General features: G+C 68.0%; 14 protein-coding genes. 11 read left to right on the plus strand and 3 right to left on the minus strand.

Features of this window, described 5'->3' with window-relative positions; translation table 11 throughout:
• Positions 1–161: 161 nt before the first annotated feature.
• The 4 genes from folE to HMPREF3114_RS02475 all read left to right on the plus strand — a co-directional run bounded on the left by folE (position 162) and on the right by HMPREF3114_RS02475 (position 6,440).
• Positions 162–773 carry a GTP cyclohydrolase I FolE gene (folE, locus tag HMPREF3114_RS02460; RefSeq protein ID WP_004141296.1) on the plus strand — a complete coding sequence of 204 codons (612 nt, stop codon included), beginning with the start codon at positions 162–164 and terminating at the stop codon, positions 771–773.
• 112 nt (positions 774–885) lie between these two features.
• A complete protein-coding gene (locus HMPREF3114_RS02465; protein ID WP_053496749.1) occupies positions 886–2,355 on the plus strand; it encodes a DUF3375 domain-containing protein in 1,470 nt (489 codons plus the stop codon).
• The gene (locus tag HMPREF3114_RS02470) at positions 2,342–3,043 is read left to right on the plus strand and encodes a DUF4194 domain-containing protein (protein ID WP_005421303.1); all 702 of its coding nucleotides are present in this window, start codon (positions 2,342–2,344) and stop codon (positions 3,041–3,043) included. The genes HMPREF3114_RS02465 and HMPREF3114_RS02470 overlap by 14 nt, the downstream gene beginning before the upstream one ends.
• 16 nt (positions 3,044–3,059) lie before the next feature.
• Positions 3,060–6,440, plus strand: a complete 3,381-nt coding sequence (locus tag HMPREF3114_RS02475) for an ATP-binding protein (protein WP_053496750.1) — start codon at positions 3,060–3,062, stop codon at positions 6,438–6,440.
• A 97-nt stretch (positions 6,441–6,537) separates the two neighbouring features.
• Here HMPREF3114_RS02475 and HMPREF3114_RS02480 read toward each other — a convergent pair whose 3' ends face one another.
• Entirely contained in the window at positions 6,538–7,317 is a 780-nt protein-coding gene (locus HMPREF3114_RS02480; RefSeq protein ID WP_070488967.1) for a sulfite exporter TauE/SafE family protein, read from the minus strand.
• A gap of 102 nt (positions 7,318–7,419) precedes the next feature.
• Here HMPREF3114_RS02480 and HMPREF3114_RS02485 point away from each other — a divergent pair, with 102 nt between their 5' ends.
• On the plus strand, positions 7,420–7,812 hold the full coding sequence (locus HMPREF3114_RS02485) for a YchJ family protein (RefSeq protein WP_070488951.1): 393 nt from the start codon (positions 7,420–7,422) through the stop codon (positions 7,810–7,812).
• 3 nt (positions 7,813–7,815) lie between these two features.
• On the opposite strand, the gene HMPREF3114_RS02490 is transcribed toward HMPREF3114_RS02485, so the two are convergent.
• On the minus strand, positions 7,816–9,096 hold the full coding sequence (locus HMPREF3114_RS02490; protein WP_053496752.1) for a GGDEF domain-containing protein: 1,281 nt from the start codon (positions 9,094–9,096) through the stop codon (positions 7,816–7,818).
• Positions 9,097–9,262: 166 nt separating this feature from the next.
• Between HMPREF3114_RS02490 and egtB the strand changes: the two genes are divergently transcribed.
• The 6 genes from egtB (at position 9,263) to HMPREF3114_RS02520 (ending at position 15,202) form a co-directional block, all read left to right on the plus strand.
• On the plus strand, positions 9,263–10,534 hold the full coding sequence (gene egtB, locus HMPREF3114_RS02495) for an ergothioneine biosynthesis protein EgtB (RefSeq protein WP_070488953.1): 1,272 nt from the start codon (positions 9,263–9,265) through the stop codon (positions 10,532–10,534).
• Positions 10,531–11,505 carry an L-histidine N(alpha)-methyltransferase gene (gene egtD / locus HMPREF3114_RS02500; RefSeq protein WP_005421314.1) on the plus strand — a complete coding sequence of 325 codons (975 nt, stop codon included), beginning with the start codon at positions 10,531–10,533 and terminating at the stop codon, positions 11,503–11,505. The genes egtB and egtD overlap by 4 nt, the downstream gene beginning before the upstream one ends.
• An 83-nt stretch (positions 11,506–11,588) precedes the next feature.
• Positions 11,589–12,857, plus strand: coding sequence for a lytic murein transglycosylase (locus HMPREF3114_RS02505; RefSeq protein WP_070488956.1), 1,269 nt, complete (start codon positions 11,589–11,591; stop codon positions 12,855–12,857).
• A gap of 40 nt (positions 12,858–12,897) precedes the next feature.
• Complete coding sequence (locus HMPREF3114_RS02510; RefSeq protein WP_070488970.1) at positions 12,898–13,788, plus strand: D-hexose-6-phosphate mutarotase; 891 nt, start codon at positions 12,898–12,900, stop codon at positions 13,786–13,788.
• A 26-nt stretch (positions 13,789–13,814) separates the two neighbouring features.
• Entirely contained in the window at positions 13,815–14,585 is a 771-nt protein-coding gene (locus HMPREF3114_RS02515) for a DUF2628 domain-containing protein (protein WP_070488959.1), read from the plus strand.
• 71 nt (positions 14,586–14,656) lie between these two features.
• Positions 14,657–15,202: a DUF2628 domain-containing protein gene (locus HMPREF3114_RS02520; protein ID WP_070488962.1), complete on the plus strand. Its 546-nt coding sequence runs from the start codon at positions 14,657–14,659 to the stop codon at positions 15,200–15,202.
• 9 nt (positions 15,203–15,211) lie between these two features.
• On the opposite strand, the gene HMPREF3114_RS02525 is transcribed toward HMPREF3114_RS02520, so the two are convergent.
• Complete coding sequence (locus HMPREF3114_RS02525; RefSeq protein WP_070488964.1) at positions 15,212–16,399, minus strand: benzoate/H(+) symporter BenE family transporter; 1,188 nt, start codon at positions 16,397–16,399, stop codon at positions 15,212–15,214.
• Positions 16,400–16,776: the final 377 nt, after the last annotated feature.

Below are 16,776 nucleotides of genomic sequence, written 5' to 3' on the forward strand. Positions count from 1 at the left end.
GCCCCCATGGATGGGTTTACGGCGTGTCCTGCCCTGCCGCCCTTCCCCATCCAGACCCGTAACAGGCAGGCGCCGCCAGACCCTCGATGAACCCGACCAACAGGACGACCCACCCCCCGGTCGGGTACGATGCTCGCCCCCCGTTCGGGACGCTGTACGCAATGAGCAAGAACAACGAAAAGGCCGCCCCGCAGGGCGACGTGACCCAGGACCAGGCCGAGGATGCCGTGCGCACCCTGCTGCGCTGGGCCGGTGAGGACCCGTCCCGCGAAGGCCTGCTGGATACCCCCCGCCGTGTCGCCGAAGCCTATGGCGACTGGTTCAGCGGTTACCGCGATGACCCGCGCGCCTACATGGAGCGCACCTTCGAGGAAGTGGCAGGCTATGACGAACTCATCGTCCTGCGCGACATCGAGTACGAAAGCCACTGCGAACACCACATGGCGCCGATCATCGGCCGCGTGCATGTCGGCTACCTGCCGGCCGGCAAGGTGGTGGGCATCAGCAAGCTGGCCCGCGTCGTCGAAGCCTACGCCCGCCGTTTCCAGGTGCAGGAGAAGATGACCGCGCAGATCGCCCAGTGCATCCAGGATGTGCTGCAGCCGATCGGCGTCGGCGTGGTCGTCGAAGGCGCCCACGAATGCATGACCACGCGTGGCATCCACAAGCGCGGCGTCAGCATGGTCACCTCCAAGATGCTGGGCAGCTTCCGCGACGACGCGCGTACCCGCGCCGAGTTCCTGCGCTTCATCGAAGTGGGCGGCAAGCGCTGAGCCGCCTGCGCGCACCCCGCCGGCCCCTGCGGGCCGGCATGCCCACGGATGCCGGCGCGGCCGCCGTGCGTGGCTGCCCCTCCCCGCCAGCCCTCATGACTCCTTTCGCTGCATGAAGCATCGCGAACGCATCTCCCGTTACCGCCATCTGCGCGAACAGCCCCAGTGGAAGCTGCTCGCCGCCGACCACGCTCCGGAAATCATCGGCCTGCTGCAGGGGCTGTTGATGGACGGCGAGCGCACCCTGCCTTCGTCGGTGCTCAACGAGCGCCTGCAGCGTGCGCTGGATCAGCTCAATAGCGACGAACTGTCGCGCGAGCTGCCGCGTACCGCGCAGGCCTACATCGCGCACTGGCTGGCCCAGGGCTGGCTGGAACGCCGCCTGCCCGAGGGCGCCGACCAGGAGCAGTACGAGCTGTCGACCGCGGCGCTGCAGGCGATCCGCTTTGCCGACGGCCTCGAGCAGGCCCGTGTGGCCGCCACCGAGAGCCGGCTGGCGCTGGTCATCGAACAGCTCTCGCAGCTGGCCGCGCAGACCGAATCCGATCCGGACGCCCGCCTGTCGGCGCTGCGCGACGAGCGCGACCGGATCGACGCTGAGATCGCCCGTGTCGGCGCCGGCCGTGTGATCGCGCTGGACGGCAAGCGCGCGCTGGAACGTGCGCGCCAGATCATCGGCCTGGCCGACGAGCTGACCGAGGACTTCCGCCGCGTGCGCGACGACTTCGAGCAGCTCAACCGCGAGTTCCGCGAACGCATCATCGACGACGAGGGCGAGCGCGGCGATGTGCTGTCGCAGCTGTTCGAAGGCGTGGACGTGATTGGCGAAAGTGATGCCGGGCGTAGCTTCCAGGCCTTCTGGCGCCTGCTCAACGACGCCGAGCAGAGCGCCCAGCTCGATGCCGCGCTGGAAGCGGTGCTGGCGCGTGGCTTCGCCCGCCGCCTGGACCGCAACGAACGCAACTTCCTGCGCGGCTTCACCAGCACCATGCTCGAGCGCGGTGGCCAGGTGCACGATGTGCTGCAGAACTTCGCGCGCAGCCTGCGCGGCTTCGTGCAGAGCCGTGGCTATCTGGAACAGCGTCGCCTCAACCAGCTGCTCAAGCAGGCGCAGTCCGAAGCGCTCGCTCTGCGCGACGAGTTCCCCGCACAACGCGGCATCGGCCGCGACCTGCAGCTGACCACCAGCCGCCTGCGCTCGTGGTCGCAATGGAAACTGCACGATCCGCGCAGCGCCCAGGTCGATGGCAACGTCGAATACAACGACGCAGCCGCGATCAGCCTGGAAAGCGTTGGCGATCTGGTCGCTTCGTCCGAAATCGACTTCCGTACCCTGCGCCGCGACCTGCACGACCTGCTCGATGCGCAGCCGCGGCTCAGCATCGCCCAGGCCCTTTCGCAGCGCGAAGCGCCGCAGGGTCTTGGCAGCGTCATCGGCTACCTGTCGCTGGGCACGCGCTTCGGCAACGTGATCGCCGGCGAGCAGGAGCTTGCGCAATGGCGTGGTGGCGACGGCCAGATCCGTCGCGCCCGCATCCCGCTGGTTTGGTTCACCCAGGAGAGACGCCATGAGCTGGCATGAAGATCCCATCGACGCACCGCAGGCCGACGTGGCGGAAGACGCCTACGAGGCCGAGCCGGTGGCGGCCGTGGCGCAGCCCCGCCGTGGCAACGACGTGTACTACCTCGGCGATACCGGGCGCCTGCCGCTGGATGCGCGCCGTGCGCTGTGCCAGCTGCTGATCGGCCCCAGCATCGACCAGCTGCGCCACGCCAAGCTGTGGCCGGCGCTGATCCGCAGCGAGGCGGCCATCCGCTCGTCGCTGGCCGACCTGTTCCTGGAACTGGTGCTCGACCGCGACAGTGGCGTGGCGTTCACCCGCCAGGCCGATACCGAAGACGTCGATGCGCCGGTGCTGCTGCGCACCTCGCCGCTGACCTTCATCGACTCGGTGCTGCTGCTGTACCTGCGCCAGCAGCTGGCCGAGGCCGATGCTCGCGGCAACCGCGCGGTGGTCGCCGACGCCGAGATGGCCGAAGCGCTGGCCATCTACGAAAAGAACCTGTCCACCGACCGCGCCGGCTTCAACCGTCGCGTCGCATCGGCGGTGCAGAAGATGAAGGACAACCACATCCTGACCCGCCTCAGCGGCCAGGAAGACCGCCACGAAGTCTCGCCGGCGCTGAAGCTGCTGTTCTCCGCCGAAGACGTGTCCCAGCTTTCGGCGGTCTACCGCCAGCTGCGTGAAACCCCGGCCGCCGAGGCCTGAGAGACCCGACCATCGCATGGCTATCTCCAAGCACACTCCCGCCCTGTTCAACGAAGGCCTGCCGGACCCGCGCCTGCAGCAGTTCCGCATGCGCCGCCTGCAGGTGCACAACTGGGGTACCTTCAACGGCCTGACCGAAGTACCGATCGCCGAGCGCGGCTTCCTGTTCGTCGGCCGCTCCGGCTCGGGCAAGTCGACCCTGCTCGATGCCATGTCCGCGCTGCTGACGCCACCGGCCATCGTCGACTTCAACGCCGCTGCACGTGAAGCCGAGCGCAGTGGCCGCGACCGCAACCTGGTGTCCTACGTGCGCGGCGCGTGGGCCGACCAGCAGGACAGCGGCACCGGCGAAATCGCCACCCAGTACCTGCGCAAGGGCGCGACCTGGACCGCGCTGGTGCTGGAATACCGCGCCGGCGATGGCCGCGTGGTCAGCCTGGTGCGCCTGCTGTGGATCTCCGGCAACGGCACCTCGGCCGGCGATGTGCGCAAGCACTACATGATCGCCGAGCGCCCGTTCGACATCGCCAAGGACCTCGGCGGCTTCGACCTGGACCTGCGCAAGCTGAAGCAGAAGCTGCCCGACCTGCACCACTTCGACACGTTCTCCGGCTACGCCGAGCGTTTCCGCGACCTGCTCGGCATCGACAACGAGATGGCGCTGCGCCTGCTGCACAAGACGCAGTCGGCGAAGAACCTGGGCGACCTCAACGTCTTCCTGCGCGACTTCATGCTCGACACGCCGAAGACCTTCGACGCCGCCGAGCGCCTGGTCAGCGACTTCGCCGAGCTTGATGGCGCGCACCAGGCGGTGGTCACTGCCCGCCGTCAGGTGGAAACCCTGTTGCCGGCGCGCGCCTACTACAACGATCTGAAGGAAATGCACCGCCGTCGTGGCGACGACGAAGCGCTGAAGCTCGGTGTGGACAGCTTCCGCGAAAGCCGGCGCCAAGCGCTGATCGAGGCGCGCCTGCGCGAGATGGACGTGCGAGACCGCGGCCTGCTTGGCGAAGAAGCGCAGCGCCGTGCCGCACTGGACAATCACACCGAGCGCCTGGCCGAACTGGAGCTGCAGCGCCGCCAGCAGGGCGGTGAGCGCATCGAGGAACTGGAACGCGAGCAGGGTCGTGCCGAAGCCGAGCGCGACCGCCGTCAGGCCAAGCGCGAGCAGGCACGCCAGGCGGCGCAGCAGCTGGGGGCCGAACTGCCGGACGACGCCCATGGCTTCGCCGAACTGGTCGAGCGCGCACAGAACGAGCTGCAGGACCGCCAGCGTGCCTCCTCGGCACTGGACGACGCGATCAGTGACCGCCTGGGCGGCAAGCGCGATGACGAGCGCCGCTTCGGCGAGGTCCGTGCCGAACTTGAAGCGATGCAGCGCACGCCCTCCAACATCCCGGCGCCGATGCAGAAGCTGCGCGCGCGCCTGGCCGAGGAAACCGGCATCGCCGAGGCGGCACTGCCCTTCGTCGGCGAGCTGATCCAGGTCCGCTCGGAAGAGCAGGGCTGGCAGGGTGCCATCGAGCGCGTGCTGGGTGGCTTCGCGCTGTCGCTGCTGGTCGACGACAAGCATTACAACGACGTCGCCGAATGGGTGAACCGTACCCACCTTGGCATGCGCTTCACCTACTACCGCGTGCGCCGCAACGATGATGCATTCGCCCGTGAGCCGTCGGCGAAGTCGCTGCTGCACAAGCTTGAACTGCGCGAGCATGTATTCGAAAGCTGGCTGCGCCGCGAGCTGGGCAAGCGCTTCGACTACGAATGCGTGGATGCCAAGCAGCTGCGCAACGTCGACCGCGGCATCACCCGCGAAGGCCAGGTCAAGCATCCCGGCGACCGTTTCGAGAAAGACGACCGCAGTGCGGTGGGCGACCGCCGTCGCTGGATCCTCGGCTTCAACAACCACGACAAGGTGGGCGCCTTCGAGCGCGAAGCACAGGAACTGGCCAAGCGCATCGCCAGCTGCGAGACCGACATCGCGCGCCTGCGCGGGCAGCGTGATCGCGACAACGAACGCCGCCTGGCATGCCACGAGCTGGTCAGCATCAGCTGGAACGAGATCGACATCGCCGCTCCGCAGCAGCGCCTGAGCGATATCGAAGCCACCCTGCGCGACCTGCGCGAAGGCAACGCCGATCTCGCCAAGCTGGCCAAGCAGATCGACGCCGTGCGCGCCGACATCGAGCAGTCCCGCCGCACCTATGAAGACGTCCGCGTCGAGCGCGGCCAGCTGGTCAAGGAACGTGATCGCCTTGACCGCGCGCGCCAGCAGAGCCGCGCACTGGTGCTGCCGAGCCTGGCCCAGGAGCAGGAAGCCGGCCTCGCCGAGCGCCTGCAGGAACAGGGGCCGCTCAGCCTGGAAACGCTCGAAGCGCACATGCGCCAGGTCAGCAACGCGCTGAACGAGCAGTTGTCGTCCTCGCAGCAGGACCTCAACCGCATCGAGAACCAGCTGATCGGCTGCTTCCGTCGCTTCATCCAGCAGTGGCCGGAGGAGTCGGGCGACTTCACCGTGTCGGTGGCCTCGGCCGAGGACTTCCTCGCACGCCTCGAACGGCTGGAACGCGACGGCCTGCCACAGCACGAAGAGCGCTTCTTCGACCTGCTGCAGAACCAGAGCAAGAACAACCTGCTGGCCCTGCAGCGCCACAGTGCCGAAGCCCGCAAGTCGATCGGCCAGCGCCTGGACGAAGTGAACGCCAGCCTGGAGCAGGTGCCGTTCAACCGTGGCACGCTGCTGACCATCGAACTGAGCGACCGCCGCCTGCCGGAGGTCGCTGAGTTCCACCTGCAGCTGCGCGAGGTGCTGTCGCAGCAGCAGACCGAGCAGCGCGAGCTGGCCGAGTCGCAGTTCACCGTGCTGCGCCAGCTGGTCAACCGCCTCGGCTCGCAGGAAGGCGAGGACAAGCGCTGGCGCGAGCTGGTGCTGGACGTGCGCATGCACGTGGAGTTCATCGGCGTCGAGCTGGATGCGGAAACGCGCCAGCAGGTCGAGATCTACCGCAGCGGCGCCGGCAAGTCCGGTGGCCAGCGCCAGAAGCTGGCCACGACCTGCCTGGCGGCTGCGCTGCGCTACCAGCTCGGCGGCGCCGACAGCCAGCTGCCCAGCTACGCCGCGGTCGTGCTCGACGAGGCCTTCGACAAGGCCGACAACGAGTTCACCGCACTGGCAATGAACATCTTCGACAACTTCGGCTTCCAGATGGTGGTTGCCACCCCGCTGAAGTCGGTGATGACGCTGGAACCGTTCATCGGCGGCGCCTGCTTCGTCGAAATCAGCGGCCGTCACGACTCCGGCGTGCTGCTGATCGAGTACGACGAAGAGGGCAAGCGCCTGAAGCTGCCCGAGCGCAGCCGCCAGCAGGCCAACGAACCGGAAGAAGCCGAGGCCTGACGCCTGGCCGATTGAACGGCAATGCCGGCCATCGGCCGGCATTGTCGGTGGGCGGGTTCATGAGCCGGTAGTGCCGGCCGCTGGCCGGCAACACCCTTCACGCCCCGCGGAACGTATCCCACGCCATCCGCGCGATCAGCACCACCACCAGCCCCACGAACAGCTTGCGGATGAACGGCGTGCCGCCCTTCAGCGCCAGGCGCGTGCCCACCACCGAGCCGATGATGTTGGCTGTGGCCATCGGCAGCGCAAACAACCACAGGATGTTTCCGGTCGGCACGAAGAACGAGATCGCCGCCACGTTGGTCGCCAGGTTCACCACCTTCGACGCCGCCGAGGCTCGCAGGAAATCCAGGCCGAAGAAGCGCACGAACAGGAAGATCAGGAAGCTGCCGGTGCCCGGCCCGAAGAAGCCGTCGTAGAAGCCGATCGCCGCACCGATCGCCAGCGCGATCACCAGTTCACGGCGGCCGATCTCCTGGGGCCGGTGCAACGCGCCGAAGTCCTTCTTCCACAGCGTGTAGGCCAGCATCGCGATCAGCAGCACCAGCACCAGTGGGCGCACCGCGTCCTTGGGCAGCAGGCTTACCGCAGTGGCCCCGGCGAAGGAGAAGATGAAGGCCGTGCCGGCCGCGAACAGTACCGGTTTCCACGGGAAGCGCACATTGCGCGCATAGCGCCATGCAGCCGCACCGGTACCGAACATCGAACTGAACTTGTTGGTACCAAACAGCATCGCCGGCGTCTGCTGCGGCAGCACCGTGAACAGGCCGGGCAGCTGCACCAGGCCACCGCCACCCACGGCGGCATCCACAAGACCGGCGATGAAGGCGATCACCACCAGCCACCACAACTCAGGGGGAACCAGATCCAGCACGGCGATCAATCAAGGTGGGGGCGCGACAGCATACGCCTGTCCTGCTCCAGGTGACTCCCGCCGCGCGTGGATCAATCCCCGCAACCCGGCGACAATGCCGGCATGAGCCGAAAACCCGCTGAGCCCTGCCCCTGTGGCCTTCCCGCCGACTATGCCGCCTGCTGTGGTCGTTTTCATGCCGGCGAAGCCGCGCCCGATGCCGAGCGCCTGATGCGTTCGCGTTACAGCGCCTATGTGCGGGGCCTGGCCGACTACCTGCGCCAGACCTGGCATCCGGATACGCGTCCGGCCGAGTTGTCGCTGGACGATGCGCCAGGCCAGCGCACCCATTGGCTGGGCCTGACCGTGCACGACCACGCGGTCACCGGCGCAGACAGTGCTGAAGTGCGCTTCACCGCGCGCTACCGCATCGGCGGCGGCAGCGCGGTGAAAATGACCGAGCACAGCCGATTCCGGCGCATCGACGGCCGCTGGTATTACCTCGACGCGGTCTGAGCCCTACGCACTGGATGCAGCCAGCAGGCGCTGGCCGCCGTGCGCGCGGACCTGGTTGCGACCGCCGTCCTTGGCCATGTACAGCGCCTGGTCGGCGGCCTTGAGCACTGCCGTCGGTCGCGGATCCACGCGGCTGTCGGCCAGCCCGATACTGACCGTCACCTGCACCACCTGGCCGGTGCCGCCGCGTCCGCGCTGCTGACGGCCAGCTTCGTCGTCACGGCTGCGGGTGCTGCGGTCGCGCAGCTGCATGCGGGTGTCCTCGATGCTCTGCCGCAGTGCTTCGACGGCCTCGATGCAGGCCGCCGCTGGGCGGTCCAGGAACACCACCGCGAATTCCTCGCCGCCATAGCGGAACGCTCGGCCACCGTCGCCGACACGCGCCAGCCGCGACCCCACCAGGCGCAGCACGTCGTCGCCAGTATCGTGGCCGTGGGTGTCGTTGAACGACTTGAAGTGGTCCACGTCCACCATCGCGATGCTGTAGGTGCCGCGCGCCCGCTGCAGGGTCTCGTTGAACGCCCGTCGCCCGGGCAGGCCGGTCAGCTCATCGCGGAAGGCCATGTGGAAGGATTCCTGCAGCATCGCGCCCAGCATCAGCAGCAGGGCGGCGCTGCTCAGCGCCGGCAGCAGTACCGGCTGCAGGAAGATCCGCGGCAACATCCACCACAGGCACAGCAGGGCCAGCAGCATCGCCGTGTGCAGTGGCCGCGGATGCCGCCACGCCTGCCAGCCCAGCGCTGCGCTCGCCAGCAGGAACAGCAGCGCCGGCAGCTGCGCCAGCGCATTCCAGTCGGCGGGAATCCAGGCCCAGTGACGGCTCGACAGCAGATCGTGCATGCCCTGCGGCTGTTGTGCCGCAAGCAGCAGGAAGATCACCAGGGCCGCGCCGCAGACCACGCTGCGCAGCAGCAGGTCCTGGCGTCGGCGTCCGCGTTCCGGCCACACTGCCAGCCCGGCAAACAGCAGCGGCACCCAGGCCGAGATTGCGTGGAAGCGCAACGGAGTCAAGGCGTCGACATGGCCGCTGCGCAGGTAGCCCCCGACGTCCCGGTGCAGCAGGGCGAACACCACCGCCACGACCAGCAGCAGGCACAACGTGCGTATCTGGTGGTAGAGCAGGGCCAGGCCCGCGCCGAGGCAGGCCAGCAGCCAGGGCAGGATGCGTTGGGCCGGGCTGGCCACATCCTCGGTGCCCAGTGCCATCCACAGCACCAGGACGACCAGCACGGCGGGCAGCACGAACAGGTAATGCGCAGGCTGGCGGAGTGGATGCAGGGGCACGCAGGAAGTCCAGTGCGGTGACGATGCGGCCGCAACACTGCCGTTAGCGGCGTCCTCACCCGCTTCTTGAACACGCGCTTCTTGAAAAGGTACGCCCGCAACCATGTGAATGGGGCAGTGTGCCGCCATGACGTCGCACTCACCGCACTGCGCCGATGCTGTAGGCATGGACAGCGTACCCACCGCCGTCGCTGCCCCGCAGCACGACCTCGCCCACCACTTCGCACGTGTTCGTGCCCGCAGCCTGCAGTTGGCCGCACCGCTCAGCGCAGAGGACGCCATGCTGCAGAGCATGGCCGACGCCAGTCCCAGCAAGTGGCACCTGGCCCACACCACCTGGTTCTTCGAACGCTTCGTGCTGGCAGGATTCGCCAGTGCGCCGGCGCGTGATCCAGCCTGGGACTATCTTTTCAACAGCTACTACAAAAGCATCGGTCCGGCGCACGCGCGGCCGCAACGCGGTCTGTTGTCGCGGCCCTCGCTGCAGCAGGTGCGCGACTACCGCCAGCAGGTCGATGCACAGGTGCAATCGCGACTGGCGGCAGGCGACCTTGATGAGCAGGCGCTGCAGCACCTGCAGTTGGGCCTGCAGCACGAACAGCAGCACCAGGAACTGCTGTTGACCGACATCAAGCATGCGTTCTGGTGCAATCCGTTGCAGCCGGCCTACCGTGAGGACCTGCAGCCTGCCACCAGCGCTGCCAGTGCGCAGGGCTGGATCGAATCACCCGAACGCATCATTACCATTGGCGCCGCAGCCTGGCCGCAGCACACCGCCTTCGCCTACGACAACGAATCGCCGCCGCACCGCGTGCTGCTGGCTGCACACGCACTGGCAGAGCGTCCCGTCAGCAATGGCGAGTACCTCGCCTTCATCGAGGCTGGCGGCTACCGCGAGCCGCGCTGGTGGCTCAGCGAAGGCTGGGCGTTGCGCGAAGCCGAGGGCTGGCAGCACCCGCTGTACTGGGACGATGCCCTGCAGCGCGAGTACACCCTCGGCGGTTGGCGAGAACTGGACCCGCATGCGCCGGTCTGCCATCTCAGCTATTACGAGGCCGATGCCTGCGCCCGCTGGGCTGGTGCGCGCCTGCCCAGCGAGTTCGAGTGGGAAGCCGCCGCTGCGTCGCAGCCCCTGCGTGGCCATTTTGCCGACGACGATCAGCTGCACCCTCGGGCGGGGCAGGGCAGTGGGCTGCGGCAGCTGTTCGGCGATGTATGGGAATGGACCCACAGCGCGTATGGCGCCTATCCGGGCTTTCGCCCTTTCGCCGGCAACCTCGGTGAATACAACGGCAAGTTCATGTGCGGGCAATGGGTGCTGCGCGGTGGCAGCTGCGCCACGCCGCGTGGCCACGTGCGTGCCAGCTACCGCAACTTCTTCATGCCCCCGGCGCGTTGGCAGTTCTCCGGGCTGCGCCTGGCCAGGGATCTCGCATGAGTACGGTGCAGGACGCGCTGCAGGCGCTGACCGATCTCACTCCCGGCCGCCAGCAGATCCTTGCCGACGTGGTGGCCGGGTTGTTGCGCACGCCCCGCCAGCTGCCGTCCAAGTACTTCTACGATGCACGCGGCTCGCGCCTGTTCGAGCAGATCACGCATACTCCCGAGTACTACCCCACGCGCACCGAGCTGGCCCTGCTTTCACGGGTACTGCCGGACATCGCCCGAAGCGTCGGGCCGCACCTGCACGTGGTGGAGCTGGGCAGCGGCAGTGGCCGCAAGACCGCGTTGCTGCTGGCCGCCCTGCACGACCCGGTGGCCTACACGCCGATTGAAATCTCGCGTGCCGCGCTGCTGTCCAGCATCGACCATCTGGCCCCGGCGCTGCCCGAGGTGGAGATGCTGCCGGTCTGTGCCGACTTTACCCGTCCCGTCGCCGTACCCATGCCCGAACGCGAACCCGCGCGACGGCTGCTGTTCTTCCCGGGTTCCACGCTGGGCAACTTTGAAGGCGAGGACGCGGTCGCGCTGCTGCGCGCGATGCGCCAGACCATGGGGCGTGATGGCCTGGCCCTGGTCGGCATCGACCTGCACAAGGACCCGGCGTTGATCGAGGCGGCCTACAACGATGCGCAGGGCGTCACCGCCGCATTCACCCTCAACCTGCTGGCCCGCCTGAACCGCGAGATCGGCAGCGACTTCGATCTCGATGGCTTCCGTCATCGTGCACGCTACAGCTCTGCGCGGTTGCGCATCGAGACCGATCTGGTCAGCCAGCGGGCACAGGACGTCCACCTGGATGGCCGCATTTTCCACTTCGCCGCCGGTGAACCCATCCGCGTCGAGTACAGCCACAAGTACACCGATGACAGCTTCGACGCGCTGTTGCGGCAGGCGGGCCTGCAGGTGGCGCAGCGATGGGATGCCGAAAGCCCCGCCTATGGCCTGCGCTTGCTGCGCCGCGCCTGAGGTGGTGGCCAGCCGGTGCCCCTTCAGGTTCGGCGGCACCGCTACCCCTAAGATGGCCGTGCAACGGCAACACGGAGGACGCCATGCCTGTTCTGACCACGCTCGGCCTGGCGGCCGCCCTTGCGTCGACCCCGACGCTGCCTGCGGCTTCGGCCGCCAGCACCGATCCGGCGTTCAGCCGCTGCTTGGCGGGCCTGCAGGCCACCGCCGCGACCCAGGGCATCGGCGCCGACCGCTTCAACGAGATCACCGCCGGGCTCACCCCGGACCCCAGCGTGCTCGGCCTGCTCGATGCACAGCCCGAATTCACCACGCCGATCTGGGACTATCTGGCCGCGCTGGTTGATCGCCAGCGCGTCGCTGATGGTCGCGCCCTGCTGCAGCAGCACCGCGACCTGCTCGATCGTGTGTCGGCCCAGTATGGCGTCGATCCGGCCACCATCGTCGCGGTCTGGGGCGTGGAGAGCGACTACGGCCGCGTGTTCGGCAAGCGCCCGCTGCTGCAGTCATTGGCCACGCTGTCGTGCGCCGGCCGCCGCCAACCTTTCTTCCGCGGTGAGCTGCTGGCGCTGCTCACACTGATCGACCGCGGCGACCTGCAGGCACAGGGGCTCACCGGCTCCTGGGCCGGTGCCTTCGGGCACACCCAGTTCATGCCCAGCACCTATGCACGCATCGCCGTGGATGGTGATGGCGATGGCCGCCGCGATCTGGTCGGCAGCATTCCCGATGCACTGGCCTCCACCGCCAACTATCTCAAGCGTGCCGGTTGGCGCAGTGGCGAACCATGGGGCATGGAGGTGCGTGTGCCCGCCGGCTTCAACGCCAGCCAGGCCGGCCGCACCCAGCGTCGCGCCCTGGCCGACTGGCGCGCGCAGGGCGTGACCGCGCTGGATGGCAGCGCGTTGGCTCCGGCCAACCTGCCGGCGGATGCGCGCGCCGCCCTGCTGCTGCCGGCCGGCAACAAGGGCCCGGCGCTGCTGGTGTTCCGCAACTACGACGCGATCTACAGCTACAACGCTGCCGAAAGCTATGCGCTGGCGATCGCGACGCTTGCTGACCAGCTGCGTGGCGGCACCGGGTTGGCTACCGCCTGGCCGACCGACGATCCAGGCCTGGGCCGCGATGAGCGCCGCCAGCTGCAGAACCTGCTGCTGGCCCGCGGCCACGACATCGGTGCCGCCGACGGCATGATCGGTACCGCCACGCGTCGCGCGATCCAGGCCGAGCAGCAGCGCCTGGGCTGGAGCGAGGTGGACGGCCGCGCAGGCCAGCGCATCCTGCGCACGCTGCAGGAAGAGGCGGCCGCCATCGCACCCGCTGGGCAGAATGCCTTGCCGGCGGCACGTTGACCGCGACATCATCGCCGCGGTCTTCAAGGAGCGTCATCGCATGCAGTCGAATCCGGACATCAGCACCGGCCTGTATCACGGCCTGGAGGCCTGGCAGGTGCGAACCGCCAATGCCACAGCGGTCGTGAGTGTGTTTGGTGGCCAGCTGCTGTCGTTCATTCCCGATGGGCAGCCCGATCTGCTGTGGCTTTCGCCCACGCGCGCCGAGCTGCCCACGCCCATCCGCGGTGGCGTCCCGGTGTGCTGGCCGTGGTTCGGTCGCCAGGGCAAGAGCGCCGATGCACCGGCGCATGGCCTGGTACGTACCGCACGCTGGGAGCTTCTGCAGGCCACCCGGAGCGATGACGGCGAGGTAGAGCTGCAGTTGGCACCTGCGCCCTGCGCCGATCCCGGCCTGCGCCTGCAGATGCAGCTGCGCGTCGGCCGCCAGCTGCGCCAGCAGCTCGTCACCGAAAACACCGGAACCTCGCCGGTGACCTTCACCCAGGCCCTGCACAGCTACTTCCGGGTCGGCGATGCCACTCGTGTCGAGGTCGATGGCCTCGACGGCCTGCACTACCTGGACAAGTACGAGGACGGCGCGCAGCTGCGCCAGCAGCAGGGGCCCTGGTCGCTGCGTGATCCGCGCGATCCGGGGCGCAGCGACCGCATCTATACCGGTGTCGGCGGCCACTACGTGCTGCGCGATCCCGTCCTGCAGCGGCGGATCGAGATCCGCAGCGAAGGCAGCCAGACCCTGGTGGCCTGGAACCCGGGCATGGAGGCAGCGGCGAAGATGGCCGATGTCGGCGACGGTTGGCACGATTACGTGTGCCTGGAAGTGGCCAACGCCGGGCCAGAGCAGATTACCCTTGCACCCGGCGCGCGCCACCAGCTTGTGCAGGTGCTGGCCAGTGAACCGCTGCAGGCCGTGGCGGGAGTTTCAGAGTAGCGATGGGATCGACAGGAATGGATGGCATGCAGGAAGCACAGTGGTGGTACGCCAACAGCAAGCAGAGCGAAGGGCCGGTGGACCTGGCCGGGTTGCGCCGGTTGCAGCAGGACGGCACCGTAACCGCACGCACGCTGCTGTGGCGCGTAGGGATGGCATCGTGGCGGCCACTGGCCGAACTGGATCCTTCGCTGGCGCAGATGGCTCTGAACCCCTCGCCGGTTGAACCGGTGCCGGCGGTCACCGTCAGCGATACCCGGACCGCTGATCCGTCCGACCCCTACCGTGCACCCGCCGCTTCGCCCGTGGCCGCGACCGTGCCGGAGCTGGAAGGCGACATCGCCTTGTACGCCGCCGTGGTCGGCGGCAACTTCCCGATCTATCGACAACGCTGGCGGCTGGACCAGGGCATCGCCGAGGGCAACGGCACCTGGCACTGGCCGGCCTTCCTGATCGGCGTGATCTGGATGGTGTACCGGCGGATGTACCGGCTGGCGGCGATCTGGGCTGGCATGCTGGTGTTCTTCAGTATCGCCGAGGCGTTGCTGGGCGTACCAGAAGGCGTGTCGATGGTCATCACCCTTGCGATCAACGTCACCGCTGCGGTGTATGCCAATCGCTGGTACCTGGCGCATTGCCAGCGTGAGATCGCCCGCGCGCGCGCCTTGGCGGGCGATGACGAGGCACGCCTGCGCAGCGAGCTGGCCAGGCGCGGTGACACCAATGCACTGGCAGCGGCGGTGGTGGCTATCGCCGTCGTTGCGGTGATGCTGGTGGGGCAGGCGATGGCAGGCTGAGGCCGGAGCGGCTTCAGATTCACCGGTAGCTGCCGCTACCGCGGGATCATCCCGGGCAAGGAATCGCCGACATGGCTCATCTGGATACCCCGCCGGCGTCCCCGGCGGATGACAATCCCTATCTCGCGCCTGCTGCAGAGGTGGACGGTGCGACCGCTCCATCCGACGCGGACGATCTGAACCTCCTCGTGGGGCCCAACGCAGCGCTCTACCGCCAGCGCTGGCACCTGGACAGCCCAGTGCCGAAGCCGCCGCGGCCGTGGCACTGGCCCGCCTTCCTGGTGCCGACCTACTGGCTGCTGCACCGGAAAATGTACCTGGCGGCCATCCTCTTCGAGCTGGTCCTGTTCGGCATCGCGCTGCTGGCGGCCCGTGCCAATCCGCTGCTCATGGTGGTGTTGCTGGCGGTGCCACGGTTTGCCATCGCGATGACCGCCAATACCCTTTACCTGCGCTATTGCACGCGGCTGCTGGGCAAAGTGAAGGCTGCTCACGCCGGGCAGCACCACCGCATCCGTACCGAACTGCAGCGTCGTGGCGGGACCAGCGTCTGGGCGGTGGTGATCGGCTTGGCGGCTGTCGGGGTGATCAACACCGTCGCCCGCATGGCGGCCTGACACGTTTGCTCAGGCTGGTGCCCGTACCCGCAATACCAGCAGGCACAGCGCACCGGCCACCAGCCCCCAGAACGCCGAGCCGATGCCGGCCAGTGAGACGCCCGAGGCGGTGACCAGGAAGGTGACCAGTGCCGCCTCGCGGTCCCGCTCTACCGCCAGCGCACTGGCCAGGCTGTTGCCGATGGTGCCGAACAGGGCGATACCGGCCACGCAGGCCACCAGCTCCTTGGGGAAGGCCGCGAACAGTGCGGCCACCGTGGCGCCGAACAGCCCGACGACAATGTAGAAGGCACCGGCCGCCATCGCCGCGGTATAGCGGCGAGCCGGATCCTCATGTGCATCACGGCCCATGCAGATCGCGGCGGTGATCGCGGCCAGGTTCAGCGCGTACGCACCGAACGGCGCCAGTAGTGTATTGACCACACCGATCCAGCCGATCAGCGGTGACACCGGGGCGTCGTAGCCGGATGCGCGCATCACCGCCACGCCGGGAATGTTCTGCGAGGCCATGGTGACCACGAACAGGGGCAGGGCGATGCCGGCCACGGCGGTCCATGACAGGGAGGGCGTCACCCACTGCGGGATCGCCAGCTGCAGATGCACCTGCTGGGCGTGCAGCAGGCCGTCGCTCGCGGCGACGGCGATGCCGACCAGCAACGTGGCGATCACCGCATAGCGCGGGAACAGCCTGCGCCCGGCCAGCCAGGTGGTGAACATCGCCAGTGCCAGCACCAGCTGGGTATTCATGGCCACGAACACATCCAGCCCGAAGCGCAGCAGGACACCGGCCAGCATGCCGGCGGCCAGCGCCATCGGCACCCGTTGCATCAGTCGGGCGAAGATGCCCGAGAAGCCCGCCAGCAAGCTGAGTACGGCGGCCAGCAGGAATGCGCCCGTGGCCTCGGCGAGCGACGCGCCGCCGGCACCCACCACCAGCATCGCCGCGCCCGGGGTCGACCACGCCGTCACCACCGGCACGCGATAGCGCAGTGACAGGCCAATGCAGGTCACGCCCATGCCCAGCCCCAGCGCCCACATCCAGGAGGCGATCTGCGCCTGGTTGGCGCCGACGGCCTGTGCGGCCTGGAACACGATCACGGCTGAGCTGGCGAAGCCGACCAGCACCGTAATGAAGCCAGCGACGATGGCTGGCATCGAAAGATCGCGCCACCATGCGCGCCGCACCTGCATGCTCATTGCTCTGTCTCCACTGTGCATCCCTGCATTGTGCATCCCTGCATTGATAGGGGTTGCGGCGTTGACCGCGCAACGCGCGGGCAACGCCGCAGTGATCTTCGAGCGTACGTCATGCGTGATGTCGCGATGCTTCTGTCATCACCGTGCAAAAAAAAGCCTTGACGAAATCTGCAGGATCTCTAGAATTCGCCCCCTTGCTGCAGCGCATCGCTTCTCCGGAAACGACACGCGAACAGCGACGCCACCACCGACGAACGAGTTGATCGAACGAAGGTGTTGACGGACTCGAAAAGTCCGGCATAATAGGCGGCTCGCAACGACGAAAGGCCTTCGGGCCCAACGCCGAAGCAGCATCGGCAACAACGTCCACTCCGGTG

The sequence above is a fragment of the Stenotrophomonas sp. HMSC10F07 genome (genome assembly GCF_001807895.1).
In the GTDB taxonomy this organism is placed as follows: domain Bacteria; phylum Pseudomonadota; class Gammaproteobacteria; order Xanthomonadales; family Xanthomonadaceae; genus Stenotrophomonas; species Stenotrophomonas sepilia.